The organism is Bradyrhizobium sp. USDA 4538 (assembly GCF_024171045.1).
In the GTDB taxonomy this organism is placed as follows: domain Bacteria; phylum Pseudomonadota; class Alphaproteobacteria; order Rhizobiales; family Xanthobacteraceae; genus Bradyrhizobium; species Bradyrhizobium australafricanum.
Genome location: NZ_JALJZE010000001.1, coordinates 1,549,331 through 1,572,938, shown reverse-complemented (window position 1 = coordinate 1,572,938; position 23,608 = coordinate 1,549,331). Strand labels below are relative to the sequence as shown.

The 23,608-nt window shown below is 58.4% G+C and carries 14 protein-coding genes and 6 pseudogenes; 7 read left to right on the top strand and 13 right to left on the bottom strand.

The window, feature by feature from the left end; translation table 11 throughout:
* The first annotated feature begins 494 nt into the window (after window positions 1-494).
* The 3 genes and pseudogenes from J2R78_RS06745 (at window position 495) to J2R78_RS06735 (ending at window position 2,892) form a co-directional block, all read left to right on the top strand.
* A pseudogene (locus J2R78_RS06745) lies at window positions 495-1,614 on the top strand (IS630 family transposase).
* Window positions 1,615-2,250: 636 nt separating this feature from the next.
* Entirely contained in the window at window positions 2,251-2,478 is a 228-nt protein-coding gene (locus J2R78_RS06740) for a hypothetical protein (RefSeq protein ID WP_253603522.1), read from the top strand.
* 3 nt (window positions 2,479-2,481) lie between these two features.
* On the top strand, window positions 2,482-2,892 hold the full coding sequence (locus J2R78_RS06735; RefSeq protein ID WP_309145037.1) for a reverse transcriptase domain-containing protein: 411 nt from the start codon (window positions 2,482-2,484) through the stop codon (window positions 2,890-2,892).
* Between the two features lie 1,328 nt (window positions 2,893-4,220).
* On the opposite strand, the gene J2R78_RS06730 is transcribed toward J2R78_RS06735, so the two are convergent.
* From J2R78_RS06730 to J2R78_RS06685, 10 genes and pseudogenes are all read right to left on the bottom strand, one after another.
* Window positions 4,221-4,511, bottom strand: coding sequence for a hypothetical protein (locus tag J2R78_RS06730; RefSeq protein ID WP_253603519.1), 291 nt, complete (start codon window positions 4,509-4,511; stop codon window positions 4,221-4,223).
* A 185-nt stretch (window positions 4,512-4,696) separates the two neighbouring features.
* Window positions 4,697-5,098, bottom strand: a complete 402-nt coding sequence (locus J2R78_RS06725) for a hypothetical protein (protein WP_253603517.1) — start codon at window positions 5,096-5,098, stop codon at window positions 4,697-4,699.
* A gap of 72 nt (window positions 5,099-5,170) precedes the next feature.
* The gene (locus tag J2R78_RS06720; protein ID WP_253603515.1) at window positions 5,171-5,566 is read right to left on the bottom strand and encodes a hypothetical protein; all 396 of its coding nucleotides are present in this window, start codon (window positions 5,564-5,566) and stop codon (window positions 5,171-5,173) included.
* A gap of 549 nt (window positions 5,567-6,115) precedes the next feature.
* A complete protein-coding gene (locus J2R78_RS06715; protein ID WP_253603513.1) occupies window positions 6,116-7,570 on the bottom strand; it encodes an MATE family efflux transporter in 1,455 nt (484 codons plus the stop codon).
* 1,100 nt (window positions 7,571-8,670) lie between these two features.
* Window positions 8,671-8,935: pseudogene (locus J2R78_RS06710) on the bottom strand (transposase domain-containing protein); the annotation flags it as partial.
* A gap of 106 nt (window positions 8,936-9,041) precedes the next feature.
* Window positions 9,042-9,389 (bottom strand): IS66 family insertion sequence element accessory protein TnpB, encoded by a 348-nt coding sequence (gene tnpB / locus J2R78_RS06705; RefSeq protein WP_253603511.1) that lies wholly within the window; start codon window positions 9,387-9,389, stop codon window positions 9,042-9,044.
* On the bottom strand, window positions 9,386-9,730 hold the full coding sequence (locus J2R78_RS06700; protein WP_253603509.1) for a transposase: 345 nt from the start codon (window positions 9,728-9,730) through the stop codon (window positions 9,386-9,388). Before J2R78_RS06700 ends, tnpB begins: the two co-directional genes overlap by 4 nt.
* 627 nt (window positions 9,731-10,357) lie before the next feature.
* On the bottom strand, window positions 10,358-11,401 hold the full coding sequence (locus J2R78_RS06695; protein ID WP_253603508.1) for a C-terminal binding protein: 1,044 nt from the start codon (window positions 11,399-11,401) through the stop codon (window positions 10,358-10,360).
* 240 nt (window positions 11,402-11,641) lie between these two features.
* A pseudogene (locus tag J2R78_RS06690) lies at window positions 11,642-11,978 on the bottom strand (transposase); the annotation flags it as partial.
* A gap of 385 nt (window positions 11,979-12,363) precedes the next feature.
* Window positions 12,364-13,466 (bottom strand): annotated as a pseudogene (locus J2R78_RS06685) (IS3 family transposase).
* Between the two features lie 78 nt (window positions 13,467-13,544).
* On the opposite strand from J2R78_RS06685, the pseudogene J2R78_RS45150 reads away from it, so the two are divergent.
* The 3 genes and pseudogenes from J2R78_RS45150 to J2R78_RS06680 all read left to right on the top strand — a co-directional run.
* A pseudogene (locus J2R78_RS45150) lies at window positions 13,545-13,661 on the top strand (IS630 family transposase); the annotation flags it as partial.
* A 511-nt stretch (window positions 13,662-14,172) separates the two neighbouring features.
* Window positions 14,173-14,496 (top strand): transposase, encoded by a 324-nt coding sequence (locus J2R78_RS45145; RefSeq protein ID WP_375166989.1) that lies wholly within the window; start codon window positions 14,173-14,175, stop codon window positions 14,494-14,496.
* A pseudogene (locus J2R78_RS06680) lies at window positions 14,396-15,276 on the top strand (IS701 family transposase). The gene J2R78_RS45145 and the pseudogene J2R78_RS06680 overlap by 101 nt, the downstream one beginning before the upstream one ends.
* A 474-nt stretch (window positions 15,277-15,750) precedes the next feature.
* On the opposite strand, the gene J2R78_RS06675 reads toward J2R78_RS06680, so the two are convergent.
* The 3 genes from J2R78_RS06675 to J2R78_RS06665 all read right to left on the bottom strand — a co-directional run bounded on the left by J2R78_RS06675 (window position 15,751) and on the right by J2R78_RS06665 (window position 18,627).
* On the bottom strand, window positions 15,751-16,698 hold the full coding sequence (locus J2R78_RS06675) for a S9 family peptidase (RefSeq protein ID WP_253603506.1): 948 nt from the start codon (window positions 16,696-16,698) through the stop codon (window positions 15,751-15,753).
* Window positions 16,699-16,969: 271 nt separating this feature from the next.
* On the bottom strand, window positions 16,970-17,557 hold the full coding sequence (locus tag J2R78_RS06670; protein WP_253603504.1) for a helix-turn-helix domain-containing protein: 588 nt from the start codon (window positions 17,555-17,557) through the stop codon (window positions 16,970-16,972).
* A 593-nt stretch (window positions 17,558-18,150) separates the two neighbouring features.
* Window positions 18,151-18,627 (bottom strand): Lrp/AsnC family transcriptional regulator, encoded by a 477-nt coding sequence (locus J2R78_RS06665; protein ID WP_253603502.1) that lies wholly within the window; start codon window positions 18,625-18,627, stop codon window positions 18,151-18,153.
* A 3,091-nt stretch (window positions 18,628-21,718) separates the two neighbouring features.
* On the opposite strand from J2R78_RS06665, the gene J2R78_RS06660 reads away from it, so the two are divergent.
* Complete coding sequence (locus tag J2R78_RS06660) at window positions 21,719-23,581, top strand: trehalose-6-phosphate synthase (RefSeq protein ID WP_253603500.1); 1,863 nt, start codon at window positions 21,719-21,721, stop codon at window positions 23,579-23,581.
* Window positions 23,582-23,608 lie beyond the last annotated feature (27 nt).

Below are 23,608 nucleotides of genomic sequence, written 5' to 3'. Positions count from 1 at the left end.
GATCCGTGAGCTTGCGCCAACGGCTCAACACGGTTTGGTCTGCCTGAACACCCTGCAATCAACTTGGTCGGGCTCGTTGAAGTGCGAGGGCTCGCTAGATCAGGGTCGCAGGCTTCTGCAGTTGCGAACGTAGGTGGCGTCAGCATTGTATCGACCAGATCAACTGGCCCAACTCTCATCGGGAATACTGAACGGCACCGCTGCAACCGATTTAACCGCGGCGGCTCCTTGCTCCTCCCAAGCAATCGACATGCCACTCGCGAAATTAGTGCTCGGTTGCCTAACAGGGGTGAAACACGCATAGGCGTTCATCTGTTGGCTGGAGTGGGCGCGACGCATTCGTCGGTCCGCGACATTGGCGTCGTCAGCTCAACATAGATGGTACGATAAAGACGGACGGGCTAGTGTCCCGAGTCACAAGTTCGCAATCATAGATTCGCAGTAGATTCGCGTCGCTGTGCCAAGGATGGAGGCAAACAGCGGCGGAGTCTCCAATGGCGGTCCAGCAACTTGCCCCCCTGATATTGAGTGATGATGAGCGGGCTGAACTGACGTCGCTGACGATGCGGCGGAAGACGGCTCAGGCGCTGGCTCTGAGAGCCCGGATCGTGCTGACCTGTGCGGAAGGTGGTCAGAACACGGAAGTGGCGGTCAAGCTCGGGCTGGACCGGCAGACCGTAGGCAAGTGGCGGCGGCGCTTTATGGCACAGCGTGTGGCCGGGCTGCACGACGAGCCGCGTTCCGGCGCGCCGCGCACGATTGACGATGCCCGCATCGAAGCCGTGATCGTGAGGACGTTGGAGAGTTGCCCTGAGAACGCCACTCATTGGAGCTCCCGCGACATGGCCAAGACCAGCGGCCTATCGGTATCGACGGTCCAACGCATCTGGCGGGCCTTCGGGCTCCAGCCGCACCGGATGGAGACGTTCAAGCTCTCGACCGATCCGAACTTCATGGCCAAAGTGCGCGATGTCGTGGGCCTCTACGTCTCACCACCCGAGCACGCCATCGTTCTGTGTGTGGATGAGAAGTCCCAAATCCAGGCGCTGGACCGCAGCCAGCCGTTGCTGCCGATGCGTCCCGGCCAGGCGGCCCGAAGGAGCCATGACTACAAAAGGCATGGCACCACATCGTTGTTCGCCGCCCTCGATATTGCGACGGGACGGGTCATCGGCAAATGCTACGGGTCGCCACCGCACCGCCGAGTTCCGCAAGTTCCTTGACGAGATCGAGGCTGCCGTACCGCGCGAACTCGACGTCCATCTCGTCATGGACAATTACGTCACGCACAAGACCCCAATGATCCGGAGATGGCTCGCCAAAAGGCCGCGTTGGCACGTGCACCTGACCCCGACCAGTTCGTCATGGCTCAACCAAGTCGAGCGCTTCTTCGCGCTCCTCACCGATAAGAAGATCAGGCGCGGCGTCTATCGCAGCGTAGCCGCCCTCAGGGCGGACATCGCCTCGTTCATCGAACGACACAACGCCGATCCAAAACCGTTCCGATGGACCAAATCCGCCGATGATATCCTTGCTTCCATCGAGCGCTTCTGCCGTTACAATGCCCCGGCAAAACAAGCCCCGATGTTGCGAACTTCTGGTTCAGGACACTAGATCTCGGTCGCCTCTCGAGCCGACATCGGACGTGCCTTGACCATCCTGCTCGATGTTCTAACCGCTAGATAGGTAAACAACGCGTTCCGGGCCTTCCCCACACACAAGGTGATCAATTGACTTTCTTTACATCATGCACTTCGACACTGCCTCACCTGCCAAAGTCCGAAGGTCGCCCGCCCTATTTTGGGCGGTCACGATCAGCTGGAACTTCGCCGGGGTATCACGTCAAGCCGTGAGCTCGCTAACGAGCGGTGGCGCGTCGGTTACCCGAACGCGTCCGAGAGACGGATGAAAATGAACCTGCCGATGGACTGTCGTAACGTGGAAATTGTCGTCGAAACCGGAGGTGCCGTCCTTCTGCGATCAGTCCGCCGGAAGCCTGAAGACTGGGCGGCCGGCGACCGGCGTTGAGGGACGTGAATAGGATGCAGGCGCTGTGTGGAGCTGCAGGAACCAGTCGCTCCGATGGAAAGGGAGAAGCACAAGCGGAGAAGACCGCGAGGCGAGATTACCGGCGCGGAGCACTGGGACGGACCGATCCGTATTAGCGATGAAGGCCCGTAGTGGGGCTGGAGCGAAGGGATCGGATCAGGTGGGCTGGGCATCGTCGCAACTGACCACAGGAGGACGACGGTGAACCAGCCGGGCAAACCGTTCAACATCGACAAGAGAGAGGTGTACGAAGCATATCTGCAGGTGCAATCCAATGGTGTCGCAGCCGGTGTCGACGGAGTGACGTTTGAGCAGTTCGAGTCCAACCTGAAGGGAAGTCTCTATAAGATTTGGAATCGAATGAGCCTAGGCGCTTACTTCCCGCCGCCTGTTCGCACCGTCCCCATTCCGAAGAAGAGTGGAGGCTAAAGGATCCTCGGGGTTCGCACGTTGGCGGACCGCGTGCCACAGACGGTCGTTAAACAACTGATTGAGCAGGCTCTCGAGGCAATCGTTCTGGCGGATTCCTGCGGTTACAGGCCCGGAAAAGCGGCTCTCGATGCTGTAGGCGTCACGCGACAGCGTTGTTCGAAGTATGATTGGGTTCTAGAGTACGACATCAAAGGATTGTTCGACAATATCGACCACGAGCTCTTGCTACCGGCCATCTGGAAACATGTGACGTGTGCATGGGCGCTGCTCTACATCGAACGATGGCCGACAACGCCGATGGTGCAGGAGGATGGAACGATCGAGCGAAGCCGCGGCAACCCACAAGCGGGCTTGATGAGCCCGATCCTCGCCAACCTCTTCATGCACTATGGTGCGTCAGGCCAAGCCTGATGCTTCCAGCGGGTGAAATTCCTGTCCCGGCAAGGGGAAGAGCCGCCCAACCGGGAATCGAGCCTTGGGCTCATGGATGTAACGACATGAGCTAAGCGTAGGCAGAGCGACGCGCGGGCCGTAACGCAAGTGAAGCGGGGCAGCCTCGTAAAGATAAGAATCCGCAGGCCGACAGAGTCGTAGTGTCTGGAACGCAAATGTAGGTCACCGTCAAACGCGAGGTGGCTGTAGACTGCGGCGGGATCAGAGCGCACAGCACATTCGGAGGAGGAAGTATCAAGGCACCTGAGAGATCCACTCTTGTCTCGGTCGCAGCGGAAGCACGCCGAGTATGCCGGACGATATGGATCATTCCTGAGAAAGGCACACGCTGCAGTGGAAGTCGGATTCGGTGGTAGTACTCGAATCGCGGGAAAGCCGCGTACAGGGGAAGCAGCGAAGCAGATGAAGACTGGCCCAGGAAAACATTACCCGCACGCACAGAGGCAGGATTCTGATGTCAACGAAACCGGGTCAGATAGCGAAGAAAGCCAAACTGGACCGAGAGGTGCGATTCACTCGTTGGCCCACTTGCTCACACCGGCGTTCCTCAAGGAACTTTGCGAATCGCGCCGCCGGTTCGGCGGGTCGATAGAAGGGCCGGGCAAGGTCGGAACGCGACCATTGGGATTCCCACTGTCGCCGACAGGCTGCTGCAGCGGGCGGTCGCGCGCATTCTCGAGGCTGTGTTCGAAGCCGATTTCCTCGATTGCAGTTACGCTTTGACGAGGGCGAAACCCTGATCTGCCTTGTAGGCTTTGCGCCAGCATATCGTGACCAAGAAGAATTAGCAATGTGCTCGAGGCCGATCCGCAACTACTTCAGCCGTATTGATCATCAGTGGTTACGCCGAATGGTGGCTCACCGGATTGCCGACCCGACCATCCTTCAGCTGATATCAAAATGGCTGAAGGCCGGGGCACTGTAAGACGGGATCTTCCTTCCAGCCAGGGAAGGGACCCGCAAGGTGGGCCGATATCGCCTGTGCTCAGTAATCTGTACTTACACTTTACGCTCGATCTTGGTTTACGAAGAAATGCAAGCCCCTATGTCGATGCGAGGCACATCTGCTGACTTCGTGGGGTGCTTTCAGTTCTAAGGTGATGCGCAGAACTCCCAGCGCTAGTTGCGGGAGCGGTTCGCGCAGTTATCTGGAGCTGGCCGAGGACAAGAATCGGCTGATGCTCTTTGGACGTTTTGCTGCCACCATCCGGAGCAAGCACGGACAGAGACAATGTTACTTTCGCTTGACGGATGTAGCCCCGACTGTCGGCCGGTCCGAGGTTGCATCATTGCTCGCAGGATCGGAGGGACTGGGGACGTGGCGGAGTGCCCATCACACCAGCGGCGGCTCCAGTCCCGGAATCACCGGCCGTTGCCGCACCCTCAGCCGTGCGCGGGACGATCGTCTCGGTTGCTTTGCGTCTGAGGGATCGCAACAAGCGCTGCACGATGGTGTGCTGCGCCGGGCCGAACTGTTCGGGGCATTGTTCAGCGAGGCGACAGAGAATTGCCAGCGCGGTCAGACGAGGCTCGGCCGCCAGCCAGCGCTCGATATTGGTGAGGTGCGGATCGAGCATTGATGGCATTCTCATGCGCTTTTGTATGGCTTGCGCATGCGCCGATGGATGATGCGCTGCTCCCCTAGATGCACGTCATTGCCGAACCCCTTCGCGAACGCTGCTGCGGTCGTTGTCGGCGCCGGTGGGCTTGTTGCTGCCGCGAGCCTGCCCGATCGGGCGTCGACGCGCGTGCCGAGCTCAGCCTAGGCGTCTCTCATCTCGGCCAGCAGAGCCACGGGATCGAGCGTGCGATAAAGCTCTCGAAGACGCCGTTTGATGACCTTGCTCAGCCTCGGATGCGCCAGTGCTCGTTTATAGGGCGTGGCTGGAACATGATAGCGCTTGATCACCTTCGCGCCCTCGCGTCGCTTGTCCTTCAGCTTGAAGGACGGTTGGAAGAAGTTGGTGTGCAGCCGAGATGCAGCATACAAACGTTCAAGCACGCGCGTCGTCTCGACACCACCGAAGCGACCGTAACCCACGAGTCGTCGAACGACCGCGCCGTTCTTCTGCTCGACGAAAGCCTGATCATCTTCATTGTAGGCGCGCGAGCGTGTCACCTCGATCTTTGCGCGCGACACCAGGGCACTTACCACGTCGTTCATGAACGCGCTGTCATTGTCGGCGCCGCGAATGAGCCAGGGAAACAGGCTCTGTGCGCGCTCCGCCCTCGCGCGTCACACCAACGGCATGCACTCGGTCCAACCAGTCGCGACGTCGACCATCGTCACGGTCTGAATGAACGAGCCAGCTACAGATGTGCCGCCATGGGCCACCACGTCGACCTCGCAAAACCCCGGCGGCGGATCGTGCCAGTCATTGAACGTCCGGATCGGCCCTTCACGGCGCACCGCCGAATAAAACCCGACCCGCCGGCGGGTACCGACCGCCGCGGCGAGTTTGGTCTCGACCAGCAGGCGATCAATCGTGGCTGCGCTGACGCCGAGCAGCAGCGCTCGATCGGCCTCGTCGAGCTTGAGCCGGCCATGCCGCTCCAGCGAAGGCAACAACGTCGGAACCATTACCTTCAGCCGCTTGCCGCAGATCCGATCCGAGGCCTTCCACAGCGCCACCAGCGCATCCCTGATTGTGGCACCATAGGTCGGCCTTCGCTGCCGCCGTCCTCCGGCGAAATTGCGACATGACTGGCAAGCGCCCGAACCGCGTGCTTGCGATGCCAGCCAGTCACCGCGCAAAGCTCGTCGAGAATGCGCCTCTTATCTGCGCGCCCTGCTGATCGATAGCGCGCTGCCACCGCCACCGTGAGCTCGTGCCGTGCACCCATGCTGATCCGTCCTGCCATTGGCGAAACCTATCCGATTCGGTATCGTCGCCCCAATCCTGACGGTCAGTTCTCCGATAACATTCTCGATGAGGCAATGCGGGGGTCAATATTGCAAGCCGAATAACAGTCTGCACGAACTGCTGCCCTAGAAATGGAAGCTCCTGCGCCAAGCCGACAAGCCCGCCGGTCAGCAGGTCGCCTGACCTTCACGCAACGCTATCATAGAGCTCGCCGTGTACGCGCGCATGCGTCAATCGAGCGGTCTTCGTCGTGTGCGTACCGTGGTCCCGACCATTAACCGCTGCTCAGCACAGAAGCCGTCCAACGGGACTGAGGCCTAACTGCCAGGTGCCCGCAGCGTCCTTGCGGCGATTTCATTGGAAGAGCGCCGGTTTGCCAGCAGCTGGAAACGCAGGACGAGGAGTCCCGCGTGGACGGTCGTCCCGACTGACAAGCCAATCCAGATACCAACGACACCAAGGCCCATTTTCGCACTAAGCGCGTAACTCAGCGAGAATCCAATAGGCCAATAAGCGATACAGGCGAACAGAAGCGGCACCCACGTGTCCTTCAGCCCGCGCAGTCCGCCTGCCGCGATGCTATGTGCCGCATCAGTAATAAAAAACGTCGCGCCGATCAAGATCAACTTTGTAGCTAATCTGATCGTCGCCTGGGCATCACCATCCGAGTCGCCTAAAAAGAACTGGGCGATCGCAAAACGAGCAACGATCACGGCAAGCGTCAGTAACAAGGCGATCATGATACCGAGCAGCATCGCGGCGAGACCGGCCCGCCTGATGTGAATGCGGTCGTTGCGCCCCACTGCCTGGCCAACGCGCACGGCCGCCGCGGTGCCGATGGCGAACGATATCATGAACAGAATCATTGCGACGTGAGCTGCGATCTGATGAGCTGCGAGCGCGCTGGTGCTGATGAGGCCAGCTAGGAGTGCTACCGCCGAGAATAGGCCGTACGTGATCAGGGAGCCGACTGAAAGTGGTGCTCCGATCACGATCAGCTGCCGCATTGAGGGCCAGTCGAAACGCCAGAGACATACAAGTACGTGATAATCTCGCAGAGGGCGGCCCATTTTGACGAACCAAAAGCCGGCGAGACAGGTTCCCCAGTTCACCAGGGAGGTCGCAAGACCCGCCCCGAACAGTTCCAGTCGCGGCAGGCCGAGCTTCCCATAGATCAGCAAATAGACCAGCAGGGCGTTGACCGGCGTGGCCGCGAGCGTGATCCACAAGCCCGGCTCTGGCTGATTTACCGCGCCCATGAAAGTACGGATGGCATAAAACCAAAGGGCCGGCGCCGCGCCCCAGGCCAGTCCGAAGAGATATTGCTGGGCAAGTCGCGCCGTGTGCGGCTCCTGCTCGAGAGCGAGCAATATCTGCTCTCCGCGTAGTGCGAGCACAATGATCGGCAGCGAGAGCAGCACCGCCGACCAGAGTCCCATACGTAATGAGCGCCGTACCACAGTGAGATTAGCCGCGCCAAACCCCTGCGCCACTAACGGTGCAATCGCCGCCAGCAGGCCTACGCCAACGGCGAAAGTAACGAGATAGACCCTGCTAGCAAGCGCTGCTGCGGCGAGCGCCTCGGGGCCAATCCGTCCGATGAAGGCAAGGTCGATCGTCATTATGACGATCTGACCAACCTGCGTCAGAGCCATCGGTAACGCTAACTTCGCGGTTTCCCTGAGTTCGATAACCAGGTCATGAGCAGCCGGCCATTTCGTCAGTCCGTTCCCGGTATGCGATAGCCGCGTTGATTTCGTGATCTTGTCCATAAGAATCATGCTAGGCCGATCTCGGCCGGGTCGACCATAGAGGGCAAGCCTGCGCGAGCGCGGACCCACACGCACAGCAGCCACCCCTTAAGAAGTGAGAGAGATCGATCATCCACCGATGTAACTCCTCATATCAAGCCAACCTGAATGACAGACCGTTTCAAGGCTCATGCCAGCTCGGCGAGCTCTATCTTCAAAGACTAATTTCTCACTCGAGGGTCGCGGGCCCAACAGCATGTACTAAATGCGACAGTCGACTCTGTGCCACATACGGTGATGCGCGGAGTCGAAGCGAATTGTCCGAGTCCAGCGGCCGTTATCCTTTTGCAGGAGATAGCCTCGGCACGACCGCGTCGGAGTGGCTCAGGCGGCTTGCATTATCATCCGATGAAGCCCAGGCTACCGGTCTAGTCTCTCCACTGGACATGCTAGTCGCTGTGCGTATTTCAGCGTGCTCCGCAGCTGCCCGACTTCGGGCGATTCCGTGTGTGCGACCAAGTGGCTTTCGAGCCCTTTCATTTGGCACGGCACAGTGCCAGGGTTATGCGTGAGCACGTCACGGATTTGGGATCCCAGGCTAGCCCGCAAGCTGATCGACAACGATCGTGGATTCGCGCCAAGTGCCGGTCCTTGGTTGACGGAAACCGCGGTTTCGGGAATTTCGACAATGCCCGTCTGCTGGCTCGCAAACTTCGTGAGCGCGACGTTGCTTGTAATTGCACTTGAGGACAGCGATTTCCGAAGACAAATTCGCTCATTGCTATAGTCATTCTCCTCCGATGTCGATGAATTCTGTGGCCGCTTGCGCGCCGTGAAAGACACGGTTGCGAAGGATCTCGTTCTAGTAGCCGGGGTCAACACGTTAGTCGCCTGCCACTAAATGTACGAAGCGATCTCACGCGCTCACGGAAGCTAGAGCCAATGCGATCCTAATTCCACTCGCGAAGTAGCTCCGCAGATCAAATCCTTTCGTTCAAGCGCGCCTAGCGCAACAGGGTTACCTGTCGTGGTTATTCCGACGAAAAAAGCTACGAACGTCGAGCCATATATCGCAACACTCGAGATCTTTTTGAAATGACCTAAGCGGCAAGCTGATGCCGTCAGGTAGCGTGGTTCCATGGCATAAGAGCGTCAGTTTTGCTGCTCGGCCAGCCGTTGGCGATACACTGAAGTTGTTCGGGCAAACCAGGCGAACGGGTCGGCGTTGTTCATTTTCGCTGTCTGCAGCAATGTTGCGATAGTCGCCCAGATTGGTCCGCCGCCGTCGCTGCCAGCGAAGAGACTATTCTTTCTCGTAATTGTTTGTGGCCCGATGGCGCGTTCGACGATGTTGGAGTCGAGTTCGAGGCCGTCGGCCAGGAAGCGTCATTGGGGAGGTTGGGATCGGGCGGCGTCATTGGGCCTACCAGAGCACATTTTGCCCCTGTTCTCTTGCCCTTTCAGCTCACTGATTCACTTCGCCGCAGTGCTTTTACCCAACGATCTGCGGCGGCTTGACCGCCGCGGTCCGGACCCGCTTCCAGTCCATTCCATCGACCAGGGCCATCAACTGCGCAGCATTCAGCTGCACCCGATGATGTCCGATCCGCGGCCAGCAGAACCTCACCTTCTCAAGCCGTTTTAATAAATAGAGGCACACGCCGGAGCCATCCCACCACACGATCTTAATTCGGTCGGCCCTTTTGGCCCGGAACACATAAAGCGCACCGTCGAACGGATCTGAGTCGGCATCGCGCACCAGCGCGACAAGCCCATCGATCCCCTTGCGGGAGTCGACTGGATGGCTGGCCAGGAACACCTTCACGCCGGACGGGATCATGCCGAACGCACCGCCCGGATCACCCGCTGCAACTGCGTCTCGTCGACGTCCACGCCGGCACGCACGATCACCTCGCCAATGGCAATTTCGATCACCGCGCCTGCCACAGACGCCACCTCACCCCCGCAACTCGAGTGCCGCTCGCGATAATGTCGTTCCGCCCGAGCATCAGGGCGCCAGGCAAACAGCTGCGACGGGTGAATGCCAATCCGCCGGGCGATCGCCGAGACACTCGCAGGCTCCAGCGCCTCTGTCACGACTTGCGCCTTAAACTCGTCCGACCAGCATCGGCGAAGCTGCCGCGGCGGTCCCTCAAGACGCTCGGCTACCGCTTCGATCATATGGAAGGTTCTAGTTCCAGAACTAGGCGCAGACATAGAAGCTCACATCGGCTCACAAACTCAGCAGCCGATAGCCGATCGCTTACCCACTCCGCCAGACGGGGTCTCTTTGCCGTTTATGAACTGACTAGCTAGACTAGTTAGGGTTCGAACTCATTAAATTCGCTTGCGCCTACAATGCGATCCTGAGTTTTTTGCAAGGCTGGAATAGTGCGCAAGATTCTATTTTGGCTGAGCTACGAACAGTGAGCGCGTGAGAGCGAATCGAGTCCCATCTGTCGACGGATGAGCTTTCTACGTAACATCGAAGCCAGTGCGGTCCAACTGGAGATCGAGCTCAGTTGTCCACACCGACGCATCCCACAAACATCGAACGCTAGGACTTGGCTCGCAAGCCGGTCGAGGCACTTTCACTTCAGACCAGCCTACGTCTTCTTGATCAAACAGATCGAACGTTGTTCGCGCTCCTGATGTTTCATTCCGAGGGCTCATCGATTTTGCCGTGCCGGTCAAAACCGGTTTCGCTCGCGCCCACAAGCAAACTCACATGTCTTCATGTAGACGGCTACTCCGATTGCAATCTTCCATAACTCAGGAGACCTTATCGACGAATTCCAAGAGAGAATATTAGCTGTTCGGTCCGCGGTTCATGCCGATGGACTGCCAACGCGTGAGATTTGTGCTTTGCAGTACCGCCGGATTGACGCAGCTCACGGGCCACTTGCCCTGCAAGACCAGTGCCAATTCGAAGCCGACCCGACGCTTACGCGCCCCGTCGGATCGCGCAGAAGCGAAGGCGACGTGCGCCGTGAGGGTGACGTTGTCCATGTGCAGCAGCGGATTGTTCTGCGAGGGCGGCTCCTTCTCGAGCACATCAAGCGCCGCATGCGCGATCCAACCCTCCTGCAACGCTTTGATCAGCGACTCCTCGTTTACGGTCGCGCCACGGCCGGTGTTGATGAAGATGGCGTTCTTTTTCATCTGCCTGAAATGTTGCTCGGTAAGCATATGACGCAGTTCGGGACGAGCAGGGGCGTGCATCGAGACGAAATCCGATTGCGACAGCACCTCCGTGAGCGTTGCTGGTATCACGCCATGATTCGACATCAACGTCTCGTCGATGAAGGGATCATAGGCCGTCATGCGCAGCCCAAACGGAGCGGCGCGCAGTGCCACCGCGCGCGCAACTCGGCCGAAGGAAATAAAGCCGAGCATCTGTCCCATTAGGCGCGGGAGCTTAAGCAGCGCCGTTTGGCCTTCGCTCCAATAGCCTTCGCGCACCATCTTGTCCTGCTCGACAAGACGGCGTGAGCCCGCTAATAGCAAAGCCATCGAGTGATCGGCAACTTCCTCGATGAAGATGTCAGGAACGTTGGTTACGGGAATGCCGCGGGCGGTAGCGGCCTTCACGTCGACTCCGTCGACGCCAACGCTGCCGATTGTGATGACTTTGCAGTTCTCCAGCGCATCAATGATGCTTTTGGTGATCGGCATGCCCTTGGCATAGATGGCGTCCGCTGTCTTCGCTGCGGTGATGAATTCCGCCTCGTTGGCTGGGGCCTCGATGACCTCGGCTCCGATCGGCTTGAGCGCTTCCATCTCGTAATTGTAGCCGCCGCTTGAGACCGTGAAACTTGCGTCTTTAGGGGTCACTACACTGAACTTCGCCATCGCCTATTCCCGCCCGCCACTTTGACATTTTGCCGTGCGCGTCTATGCGCCTATGCATTTTCCAGAACGCCTCTTACTTGCCTGAGAACCGGACGCTACGATCCTACCAACATTAGTAGTCATTCGCTCGTCGAAGCCAAAAGCCGTTTTGAGGATACTAAGGCCGATCGCGTTCGAGCTGAACTCTTCGCTACTTGGCGTACAAACCGCCGAGGCTCTAACTGCCGCTGGATTGAAAACTCATGGCAGGTCAATTTGAGCTGAAGGCGCGGGTGGAGCAACGGACGATCGGCGGAGCTCGTCGGAGTTGCGCAGCCGATCGTCCGTTGCGATGGGGTGGGCGACATAAGCCGAAGAGGCTAGGTATTTCAGCGACGCGTGAGGCCGCCGAATGTTGTAGTCGGCACTCCAGTTGGCGATCTTGGCGCGGGTCTCGTCGAGATCGAAGAGCAGCGTCTCGTTCAGCAGTTCATCGCGCATCCTGCCAATTGAGCCTCTCGATGAATCTATTCTGCATCGGCTTTCGCAAAACGATGAAATGCCAGTCGGTGTCCTTGCTCCATGTGAGCACGGCATTTCGAACCTAAGAACATGCCAGTGAATCCATCAAGCAGCAATTGGCAGAAGAGAACTAAAGCGGGGCGGGGTTAGGTTGAATCGATTGGGATTCTCAAATCAGTGAGTTTCTGATTCATCATGCCGGCTGGATTGGAGGCCAGCATGGATGGGCAAGCCTTATTCTCTGGATCTCCGTAAGCGTGTCGTGGCCGCGATCGAGGGCGGGATGTCCCGCAATCAGGCGCCAAGCGGTTGGGGGGGGCGATCAGCACGGCGATCGGCTGGATGCCGCGGGTTGAGGATGACCTGCCACTGAACTTTCATCCAGCGGCAGTTAGAGTCTCGGTGGTTTGTGCAGCGAGACCGAACTTTGGACCACCCAGAACTAGAGTTTTGCGCCTTGGTCACGTTGGCGGGCTGGTTGCGCCGACGTGGTTTTGCAGCAAAATCAGCGGTCGATTGCCGATCGCCCCGTGGGGCCGTTCTTCATTGTAGTATCTGCGCCAATCCTCCACTTTTTGCTGGGCGTCCGCAAGGGACAGGAACCAGTGGGCGTTGAGGCATTCGGCCCGGAAGCAACCATTGAAGGCCTCGATGAATGCGTTGTCGGTTGGCTTGCCGGGCCGCGAGAAGTCCAGCGTGACGCCGCGCTGGTAAGCCCACAGATCAAGATCGCGCGACACGAACTCGCTGCCTTGATCGACCCGGATCTTGCCGGGAAGCCCACTTCCTTGCAGGCCCTTTCCAGCACCTCCGCGACGTCGCTGCCGCGAAAGGTGAACCGTGGCGCCAGGGTCGGCGAGAAGCGGGAGAAGGTATCGATGATCGTAAGCACGCGAAGCTTGTGTCCCGTCGCCAGCTGGTCATGGACGAAGTCCATTGCCCAGGTCTCGTTCGATCGTGTGGCCGGCCTGCGGTCATCGCGCAGCTTGGCCTTGACCCGGCGCTTGGGCGTCTTATTGCGCAATTGCAGGCCCAATTCGCGATAGATGCGGCGCGTCTTGTTTTGCCCATGGCGCCAGCCCTCGCGGCCGAGCAGGACGTGAACACGACGGTAGCCGTAGCGAATGCGGACATGACAGATCTCCTTGATCTTCTGTTCGAGGGCAGCCTGGCCGGAGCGACCGGGCTTGTAGTGATAGGTCGAGCGGTCAAACTCGAGAGCGTTACAGGCCCTGCGGATCGACACCTGCCACCCGCCACAGACCTCGTCGACCAGCTTGCGCTTCCGGCCAGGCTTCATAGCTATCGGCGGATCACATCCTGCAGCATCTCCTTGTCGAGCGACAGGTCCGCCACCAGCTTCTTCAGCTTGCCGTTCTCCTCCTCGAGCTGCTTCAGCCGTCGCATCTCCGTCGGCAGCAGCCCGTCGTATTTCTTCTTCCAGTTGAAGTAGGTCGCCTGGCTGATCCAGGCCTTGCGGCAGATCTCCGCCTACCGCAACCGCGTCACTGCCCTGCTTCAGGATGAACGCCTTCTGGGCGTCCGAAAACCTCGAGGCCTTCATCGTCCTTCGCTCCTCCCAGCCCGGGAATCGACGCGCAAAGCTCTAGCCAAAAATGGTCCAGTTTGCCGGCCTCAGATCAAGGAGACCGGCAGCGTTGAGCCTGGTCAAATGGGCGGGCATAAGCCTACAGGCGGTTTCGGGAGACCACTCGGTCTCTGGCTGTCGCAGCGGATCAAGGGTGGCGATTTCACCATAGGGGTTCACATTCATCTGCGGCAAATCACGCCAAGGGCGCTTCCAGCTTCAACGGAAGACCCGTAGCGACCGCATGCGAACCAAACTCCGCGAGATCAAGGAGGAGCTGAGGCGCCGAATGCACTGGCCGATCCCTGCACAGGGGAGATGGCTCAGGCAGGTCGTGACCGGCCACTTTGCGTACTTTGCTGTCCCGACGAATGGCCGAGCGCTCAATGCGTTTCGGTTCTATCTGACCGACCTCTGGAGGCGTACGCTTCGGCGGCGCAGTCAGCGGAACTGTCTGACCTGGGATCGCATAACGCAGATCACCGACGACTGGCTCCCCAAGGTTCGCATCCTTCATCCATGGCCGAAGCTGCGCTTCGCCGTCAAACACCCGAGGTAGGAGCCCGGTGCCTTAATTGGGCTCGCCGGGATCTGCGCGGGGGGCGCCCAGTGATGGGGGTCCCTACCGCGAACAGATTGTTGATTTTGCCGCGTTTTATAGGATTCCCGAATCAATTTTTCAATGATTCATGGGTGGTCGGCTCTGGAAGGGCTGACCATGGCGGGATGGGAAGACGAACTCGAACCTTGGCTGATGCCGTTCTTGGACCGGCTGGGTCATAAGACCCGGCAGCGGATGTGTCCTCTGTATGTTGCGGGATTGATCGGTCCGGGCGATCGCAAGAGCGTTCAGCCGATGGCGGAGCGCCTTGCCTCGGGCAACTACGACCAGTTGCCACCATTTCATTGCGGACGGTGTCTGGGACGCGACGCCGCTGGAGACGGAGCCGCTCAACCAGGCGGACCGACTTGTCGGCGGCAGGGATGCGATGCTGGTTATCGATGACACCTCACTGCCGAAGAAGGGTGAGCGATCGGTCGGTGTTGCGGCTCAATACGAGTCGGCTCTCGGTAAAACGGCAAATTGCCAAACGCTGGTGTCTTTAACGCTTGCGCGCGGCGAAGTGCCAGTGATGGTCACGTTACGTCTCTTTCTGCCAGACAGTTGGACAAGCGACGTATCTCGTTTGAAGCGCGCTCGCGTGCCGTCGAACATCGAACGGCACGGTCCAAGCCCGAGATTGCTCTAGCCGAGATTGACCGCGCGATGGCAGCCAACGTGCGCTTTGGATGTGTGCTGGCGGATGCAGGATACGGCCTCAGCGCACCGTTTCGACAAGGGCTAACAGAGCGCGGGCTGGCCTAGGCTGTCGGCATCCCTCGGCACCAGAAAGTGTATCCGGTCGATGTGAAGCTCATTTGGCCGATTACCAGCGTCCGCGGAAAACCACGAAAGCACCACGTGCCCGATATCTTATCGATTGCCGCAGAACAAATGCTCGCCAGCGCCAAATGGAAAGCCGTGAGTTGGCGTCGTGGGACGAAAGGTCGGCTGAAAGCCCAATTTGCTGCTCTCCGTGTCCGGACCGCCGACGGCCCTCCGCAGCGGATATGGGATAAAGGTCGGCAGCATTTCCCAGGCGACGAAGCCTGGCTCATTGGCGAGCAACGTGCGTCCGGGGAGAAGAAATACTATCTGGCCAATCTTCCGGCGGCGACGGATCTGCGCACGCTGGCCGCCACTTCAAGGCACGGTGGATTTGTGAGCAGGCGCATCAGCCGTTGAAGGAGGAACTTGGACTTGATCACTTCGAAGGGCGATCATGGCAAGGTCTTCATCGCCACGCCTTGATGACAATGATTGCCTACGCCTTCCTGCAACATCGTCGCCTCGCATACGCGGGGCGGAAAAAAAAGAATCAACGGGCCTCCGCCTCAGCCAACCATGCCAGCCGTACGTCACGCCATCGTCGATCTCATCCTTCGGCCGCCGTCTCAGCAGTGCCCATATTGCCGAAAGCAAATCCGTGAAAAACAGCGGCGAAAACACAATCTGCCAAAGTAGTGTTAGTCTAGATATCAGTCTTGATCTCAGACGTGCACCCGCTGCTCGGAAATTCTTCGGCATGCCAGCAGCACGTCAGCATCCATTGGAGTAGGCAGCGGCTGATCGCCATCCTCATGCGGACAGTGGCTGTCCACAAAGCCACCCATCCAATCGCGCGGCGATCGCCGAATCGAGCAGGCGGCGCCTTGCCATTCACTCATCGTCAAAAATGGTGCTCGGATATTGTTCGCCATCATCTCGACACGCCGGCCAACCAGCGTTCCGTTGGACCGCCCCATGCGCATCAGATTGTGAGAGCTTCTGCTCCAGCCATCCAAAGATGCACTCATCCGAAGATACGAAATTTTCGATTTCTTCCGCTGCGACCCGGACTATCGAGGGTACGGCCAGATCGATATCGACATGCTCCGCCGAGCAGTCAGCTTGAAGCTTGACCGCTTCCGACATGCTGACAAAACCGCGGCCACCAGCTACCACGAGTACTGGGCATTTCAACTGTCGTACCAAGCGTGAGCGAAGCCTCGACGCTACGCCCTCATCGTTTTCATCGGCAACATTTGCCATCCAGCCGACAGATGCCAGCATTCGCGCCCAGTTCCAAAGGCCGCCGTCGCAAACCGCCGCAGCTACGCGGCTATCGAAGGCCGTGAAATCAGTCGCTAGAGTAGCCGACAAGCCTTCTCCATAGACGCCAATTCGAGCGGCATCAACGTCGGATCGAGTTACAAGATAGTCCAAACAGCAGGACAGCAACATACCCGGTTTGACATCCGGCCGCCTTGCGACGTCATCGTGGCAGACAACCAGAGCTGACATGTCTCGGCCAACCACTACGGGTAACAGCCTGCCGAGCAGCGTTACTCCCCTTTCTTGTTCGTAGCCGATGCAAATGACTGCTGGCGCGCGTGAATCGTGATTGCCGGCAGGCAAATAATAGGCTTGTAAGCCCGCTTGGTCGCAGCAAGCAATTTCTACCCGCTCCACATTTTTCCGCAGAGACAGTCCGAACTTCTCTATGTTGACCTCCACTTTTGCAGAAATGTCGTCTCTTTTCGAATCGCCGTCACCAACGAGGCGCCTAGCAACTTCAAAGGCAGTTAAAGCACAAAGCCAAGCTTCGGTCGCCTCATCGAAGGCCATCTGCTTGATCTTCAGGTCAGCACGTAGGCACTGAGCATCTCCAATCTCTGTCCATCTTGTAACCCAGCTCTGCCGACGTGCCGAGTCGAAGGCGCAAATCTTTGCAGCTACATCGTCCAAGAACATCGCTACCCCTCGCCGCATTGACGCAAGATTGTCTCTCGCGTGAGCCCAATTAGTGCTCTGCATCTTCACAAGAATTCCCCAACCGTTTTCAGCTCACTGAGCGCGTAACGTTCACGGAAGAGACCGATCACCGTTTCGCGAGTTGCTAGCGCGCCTGTTCGTCGTTGTGAGTACGGACCGATGACGAGGCGAAGGCACCTGAAACGAGCTTGGAGCAACAGCATGTCTTTTCTTGAAGCGATTTGCATTCATCGATCTGCAAGACGCCGCGCATCTTGCGAATCAGCCCTTGCTCTTCGAATCGGGTCAACGTCTCTGTTACGTCGGCGCGGCGCAGTCCCAGCGCTGGGGAAAGGTAATCATGTGAAACTGGCAGCACACGGGCGTCAACAGCTTCGTTCGCAAGACATAGCCAGCTCGCAAGCCGTTGTTCACGATGGTGCCGAGCCCCGCATAATCCTGTCTGGACACACTGAAATGTCAGCGCTTGCTGCCTTGTTGGCTCTTGTAGAGCCATACGCTCTTTCAGGACAATTGGCTCAAGACACTCCCCTATTGCCGCAAGGTGTTGTACAGAAAGACGCGCCAATATTACATTCTTCACAAGGGGCCGCTTCGCAGGACGTACCATAAGAGGACGGTGAGACATCGGCCGTGTGCCGGGCGGCTGCTTGAGAGCTCCATCTGCGGATTTGCCAAGTGCTTCGAGGACGGCGGGTACGCGATCGGTCATGGTCCCTCTCTTGGCAGGACGCTTTTGCTAGCCTGCGCGCTGACCGCAACGAGAACATGATTTTGACCGTAGCAACATCTTCATCTTGATTTGATGCAACCAGCGCCGCATCGACGTTGAAATCCCGCGTCGGGAAGCCTACCTTCGACGAATTTCAGCCAATCCATACGAAGGCGAGTCCGCCGGCTCGGACTATAGGGCCATACGCGTACTTTCATAGCTTGTCGCTACCGTAACCGATGACGGCGCCCACAAGCATTTCCGGTAAGATCGGGGCCTATGTCGGTAGCGAACGGGCGGAGCCCGAATGGCGCTACATGCTATTCCCGTCGAGCCGCCTCGGCTGAAAATTGTCCATGCAGGAGGAGCAGCGTGACTTAAGCGAAGACACGTTGCAGCTTGACGACAAAGAGGGGCGCCTTCGGAGTTCATCGGTCTGTGGGGGCGCTTCCTTGGGCGCGTTTCGTCGATATGGTTCAATGTCGCATCGCCCCAAAATGGTGCGCCCTTCTCATAAGTGCTGACTGAGATGCTCAAGAGGGACACGAAGAGTCAGCCTCGATCGCCGGGGCGAGATGCCGGCATCCGTGCGATCAATCGCCCGAGGGAAGCTCAACTGGAACGGCAAAGCCGACCTTTACACGATCCAATATGACCATTGTCTTGAAGCCCTTGATGTCGCGATTTTCATAGAAGAAGCGCCGTGTGAACTGCTCGTACTCCTCCATGGTCGTCGCGGTAATGTACAGAACGAAGTCGGCATCACCCGTGACGTAGAAGCCGTTGACAACGTCGACTGATGACTTGATAGCTTTCTTAAACCTATCGATGATGTCGGCACTTTCCCGCTCCAACGTCACGAGCGCAAGCACTTGAATAGGTCTTCCGACCGCCTTCGGCGATACAATCGATATGTCCGCCTGGATGATACCTTCCGAGCGGAGCCTCTTCAACCGTCGTTGGCACGCGGTAGGAGAAAGTCCGGCCATCTCGCCAATTACATCTGAAGTCAGACGGTTATTCTTTTGCACGATCTCAAGAATGCGGGCATCTATCCGATCGTATTGCATGACCACCTCCAACCTGAGACGAATTTCACCGCGACATGACCGCTCAGCGCAGGAAATCCTCAGGAGAAAAATATGAGGAAATCGTCCGCGACAAAGCCCCCGCCTTACGGTTGGTCTTGTTGCATTGCAATATCCGAGCAAGTCGTGAGGACGGCGGCTTTCGGATTCTGCGGCGAACCAGGGGGCGAGCATCCACGTGGGCTGCTCGGATGTGGGGCGCACTTTCGTTGTCGACGAAATGTCAGCCAAGGCGAAGCCGAAGCCGAAGCACAACCAAGCACGCTGCGTTCCCTGCGATGACGGCATCTTGATTGGGTTCGGCTAGGTGTTGGCCAGCTGACAAGCGTGACGCTAAGCGCCTTTTTTGCCTCCGGGAGGCGAACCTTCAGCTCGACGTCGTCGTCCAGCTCGGTCACAGCTGAAAGAGCCTTCCCCAGCGACGCCTCGACCAACCATTGACGCAATTTCGATACGTCAGCGGGATTGCCGCTGGTCAGCTTCCGCTTCTTTGGTGTTCTCACTGGAAGATTGAACCGCTCCTTGGGCATGCCGTTCTCTGCAGCCTTGCACTTGCAGCTTGTCCGCACTTGGTCGCTCGCTCGAACTGCGAGTAGCTCGTCGTCGCTCTCGCCCGAACCGCTCCCGACTCTAAAACATAGCATGAGTTCCCCCGTTCCCTAATGATCACTGCAACCGCATCCGGACTTCGCAGCCCGGAATGTTGTTTTGGAACCGATACATCGGCGATGTTGCCGCGGTGCAGACAGCTCGCTTCGGCCAACTTCGGAACCGAAGCAAACAAAATTGAAACACCACGGGCTATTACTGAAATCGCCTTGGGCTAGCCAGCCGCTGCAGCTGCGGTGCAATCCAGACCGCTGACCGCCTAGTGTCGCGGCCCCTCCAGCGCGACGACCGCGAGCGCGCAGGCTGAAGCCTGCTCGTACCCTATTTTTGCTAAAGCCGCGAAGAGATGTCCCCGATAGCTCAACTTCTGAGCGAGGATGTTGCAATCAACACACAAATCAGTACGTAATGGACAAAGGCCGCGCATCTTCGGCCGACGTGCTTCAACTCCGTCGCAAGAGTATGCTTCGCACCGAGCAATCATTCGAGCTGCAATTTCGTTCGTTTGGCGTGTACTCGGGACGGTCCGAATTGTTTGCGTCTCCCGACAGAGCGCGTTTAGTCGGCGACCTCAGCGCTTTACCGTCCTAGCCAGTAAGAAGGTTTCATGTCATGGAGTGATCGCGCTATCAGCTGGGCGCACTCGACAGAGAGAAGGTCGCAAGCCGTGGCGCGTGATCGTCGAACCTTCGCCACGGCTGGCGCGGACCTCATCGGCCAGGAGCCTCGTCATCGTCGGCTAAGTCGCGCCGTGGAAGGCACGGGCAGGCGGTCCAAGCATCAAGACGATCCCGGGCTCGCGAGCTGACCCACTTGATGTATGCTTCGACACCGTTTCGGCGGAAGGATTGGCAGAGCTTGCAGGTCGCTGCTTCGACGCAGGAGCCTGCGACGGAACCTCGCGCTCGAGACCGTTTAGCGGCAATTTCGCCCAGCTCGCCGAATTGAAGCGGCAGCTTCGGATCCTGATTCATTGGGCGGTTGGAGCGGATCGAAATATTTTTCGGCTGCCGCTGCCACGGCGGTCTCGCGCGGTTCGCGCAATCTGTCATCGAGGCGTTCTTTCGGCCGTACCCTCTCTGTTCCATGGTGTGGACGTTGATTGAGAGTTTCCCGTCTCGGAGGACGTGCAGGAAATCTCGCACGCCCCGAGGACCGTACGAATTTCACGCTCCTGACTGCGAAACTCCGCCGAAAGCTCACTGAATTTTCCGCATCGGAGCGCAGGGAGCTGGAGCTCACCGCCCCCGCCCAGAATTGTCAATCTGGAGGCGCCGGCTCTGGCCCGGCTCGTCGACCGCATTCATCTCATGGCCTACGACTATCACGCGGGCTCGGTTTTCGCCAGCTTCAATGCTCGGCTGTTCGCCTGCGCCGGCGATCCAAGTCCGGATCTCAATGTCGATGCAAGCGTGAACGCTTTGATTAGGGCCGGCGTATCGCCGGAAGATCACGCTCGACGTAGCTCTACGGCCGAGCTGTTGGGAAAGCTCCGCAAGAGAATACGGGGCTGTTCCAAAAGGGGGAGATGGCGAGTGAGAAGTGGGGAGGGAGCGACGGCATCGATTGTCGGGATATCATTGCCCGGCGATCCGAAGAGCAGGCTTTCACTCGTATCCGAGCGATGAGGCCCAGGTGCCGTGGCTCTATGACGCTAAACCCCGCATATGGATCAGTTACGACGATCCGCTCTCTATCGCACGAAAGGCGATGTAGCGCCCACGGACTCGCCGAGATCATGATTTGGGACCTTCGCCGACGACCGTTCGCTGCTCGCGGCACTCCGCACACCTCCTGGGCGACACTCCGAATAGGAATGTGGTCATTATCACGTCATCTTTGAAGCACGTCATCCGTTCGCCCCCGACAAAATCAGCCGCGTGCGTCCGAATCCGTGAGATCAGAGCCACATCCGGTTGAAAACGGCATTCTCGGAAATCTGACAACCGGCAGCGTCATTCCAGAGGAATGCTGCCAGCAATACGTGTTTTCAGCCGTAAGTGCGACGTGCGCACATTATCCATCAGGTTGATCCCGAAGGGTTCCCTCGAAAGGCGTGGCCCAGACGCTATAGCGCCGGTCGATGATGGCGTTTCTTGCATATATCTACCCCACATATGAGCCGATGCGCGGCTGGCGCCACTCAAGCGATGATGCCCACGATCTGGAGGGCGACGTCGCTGCAGCGCCCCAGTCTTCCATTGCGTCGAGGCCATGTCCTCGGCGGCCTATGACGGCAACGCCCCGTGTGCCTCATCAACGCGATCAAGCCAACGTCTTCCTTCATGTCCGACGTGCCGACGCCTCATCCGCGGAAATCGCGCCGCAGTGAACCAATGCGGCCATTTGGCTGGGCGACTGGTCAGCTTCCCGAAAGCTCGACCTGCCAACCTGGCGAAGTAGAGATATCTCGGAGCGATCTGCGAACTGCATCAAGGAAAATATCGTCAAAAGGAGTTACAATATGGTTCGAATCCATGACACCCTCGACGCGGCAACATCGGGTCCCGGCACTACATCACAGGCCATTCAGCAAGAAGAGCCCATAGACCAGGCGACCTTTGACCTGCACCTGGACAAGATGCCGCTGGAGCAACAGGCCGCAGGAAGTCCCTCCGATCCTAGTATCTCGGATGAGATGGAGGATCGCTTCGATGCCGTCAATGAGCAACCTGATTTGAAGCTTGTGGTCATTTCGAACCGCGTTGCACCGTTCGACCCCAATAAACCTCAGACCGGCGGGCTTGCCGCGGCGCTCGAGCCGGTCGTCCAACGCTCCGGCGCGGTCTGGATTGGGTCATCCGAAAACCGCGGCGACGGGACCGAGCACCCCCTGCCACTTGTGAAGACCGGTGCAGGCGAGGTGGCCAGGCTCGATCTGCCGGCCAAGGATTATCCTGGCTACTATCGCGGCTTTTCCAATTCGACGTTGTGGCCGGCATTACACTCGCTGCCGGACCGGATGTCGGGCTCGGACGAGGATTATGAAAGCTATCGAAACATCAACGACTTTATTGCGCGTGCGGCCTTCGACGTCCGAGATCGCGACGCATTCTGGGTGCATGATTATCATTTGCTTCCGCTTGGGGCCGCCCTGCATGACCTTGGCATCGAGCGGCCGACCGGCTTTTTCCTCCATACGCCGTGGCCGGCGCCCGACATGATCGAGCGCGTGCCCAATCATCGCGAACTTATGAAGTCGATGCTGAAATACGATCTGCTCGGCTTTCAGACGAACCGGGACCTGAACAATTTTGCGGCCGGCCTTAGAACCCATTTCGGCCTGGAGAGCAAGGATGGCGTCGTGACCACGGAGCGCGGCCAGACGCGACTGCAAAAGTTTCCAATCGGCATCGATCCCAAGCAGTTCGCGGAGTATCTTGCGGCAGATCTTTCTCCGGCGGAGCAAGAAAAAGTCTCGTCACTCTTGCAAAACTTCGAGGGCGCCAAGTTCGCGATCGGCGTAGACCGGCTCGACTACACCAAGGGTATCGACAAACGGGTCGAAGGTTTCAATCAGCTTCTAAGGACCGAGCCGCACAGCATCTCGCTGTTGCAGATCGCGCCGTCCTCACGCGCCGACGTCGAAGAGTACCAGAAATATAAGGGGGATGTGGAGAGGGCAATCAATCACGTCAATAACGAGCATGGCACAGACGACTGGAGGCCGATCCTCTACACGAATGACTCGTTCAGCCAAGCTGCACTCGCGCGTCTTTACCGCGCTGCCAAGGTTGGTGTGGTGACACCGTTGCGCGACGGCATGAACCTGGTGGCGAAAGAATATGTTGCCGCACAAGATCCGCAGGATCCCGGCGTGCTGGTTCTATCCAAGTTTGCCGGTGCGGCGGAAGATTTTAACGAGAACGAGGCGCTGTTGGTGGATCCGAACCACCCTGAAGAGATCGCAGCCGCTATTTCGAAGGCCGCAAACATGCCGCTTGAGGAGCGCGTCACGCGCTGGCGGTCGATGATGGACAAAATCAAATCTTTTACCATTCACGACTGGTCGGCGGACAATGTTCGAGAGCTCGACAAAAGCCGGGTCACCATTCCGGCTGATCAGTTCCACCGTCTCGGTCTCGGCTGGACCAACGAGGCTCAAATGCCGCTGTTCCGAAGGCATGCCGAGGCGCTGGCCGCCTATAACGAGATCGACCCCGCGGAGGCCGCCTTGAAGGAGGCGGCCTTTGAAGACGAGAAGAAGGCCTATGAGGCGTTGGAGGCCCCACTGATACATACCCAGGACAGACTCTGGGATCTACCGGCGAACACAGCTCCGATTAGTGTTCGTCCCGAACAAGAGCCTGGCGCCGGGGAATATTGACCGGGCGAGCGGACAGCACGGCGGATG

Bases quoted from the DNA above. Each gene is read 5' to 3' on its own strand.
- J2R78_RS06665 (WP_253603502.1), bottom strand. From the start codon at position 18,627: ATGCAATACGATCGGATAGATGCCCGCATTCTTGAGATCGTGCAAAAG.
- J2R78_RS06660 (WP_253603500.1), top strand. From the start codon at position 21,719: ATGGTTCGAATCCATGACACCCTCGACGCGGCAACATCGGGTCCCGGC.
- J2R78_RS06725 (WP_253603517.1), bottom strand. From the start codon at position 5,098: ATGAACGACGTGGTAAGTGCCCTGGTGTCGCGCGCAAAGATCGAGGTG.
- J2R78_RS45145 (WP_375166989.1), top strand. From the start codon at position 14,173: ATGATTCATGGGTGGTCGGCTCTGGAAGGGCTGACCATGGCGGGATGG.
- J2R78_RS06715 (WP_253603513.1), bottom strand. From the start codon at position 7,570: ATGGACAAGATCACGAAATCAACGCGGCTATCGCATACCGGGAACGGA.
- J2R78_RS06730 (WP_253603519.1), bottom strand. From the start codon at position 4,511: ATGCTCGATCCGCACCTCACCAATATCGAGCGCTGGCTGGCGGCCGAG.
- tnpB (WP_253603511.1), bottom strand. From the start codon at position 9,389: ATGATCCCGTCCGGCGTGAAGGTGTTCCTGGCCAGCCATCCAGTCGAC.
- J2R78_RS06675 (WP_253603506.1), bottom strand. From the start codon at position 16,698: ATGGCCTTCGATGAGGCGACCGAAGCTTGGCTTTGTGCTTTAACTGCC.
- J2R78_RS06695 (WP_253603508.1), bottom strand. From the start codon at position 11,401: ATGGCGAAGTTCAGTGTAGTGACCCCTAAAGACGCAAGTTTCACGGTC.
- J2R78_RS06700 (WP_253603509.1), bottom strand. From the start codon at position 9,730: ATGATCGAAGCGGTAGCCGAGCGTCTTGAGGGACCGCCGCGGCAGCTT.
- J2R78_RS06670 (WP_253603504.1), bottom strand. From the start codon at position 17,557: ATGACCGATCGCGTACCCGCCGTCCTCGAAGCACTTGGCAAATCCGCA.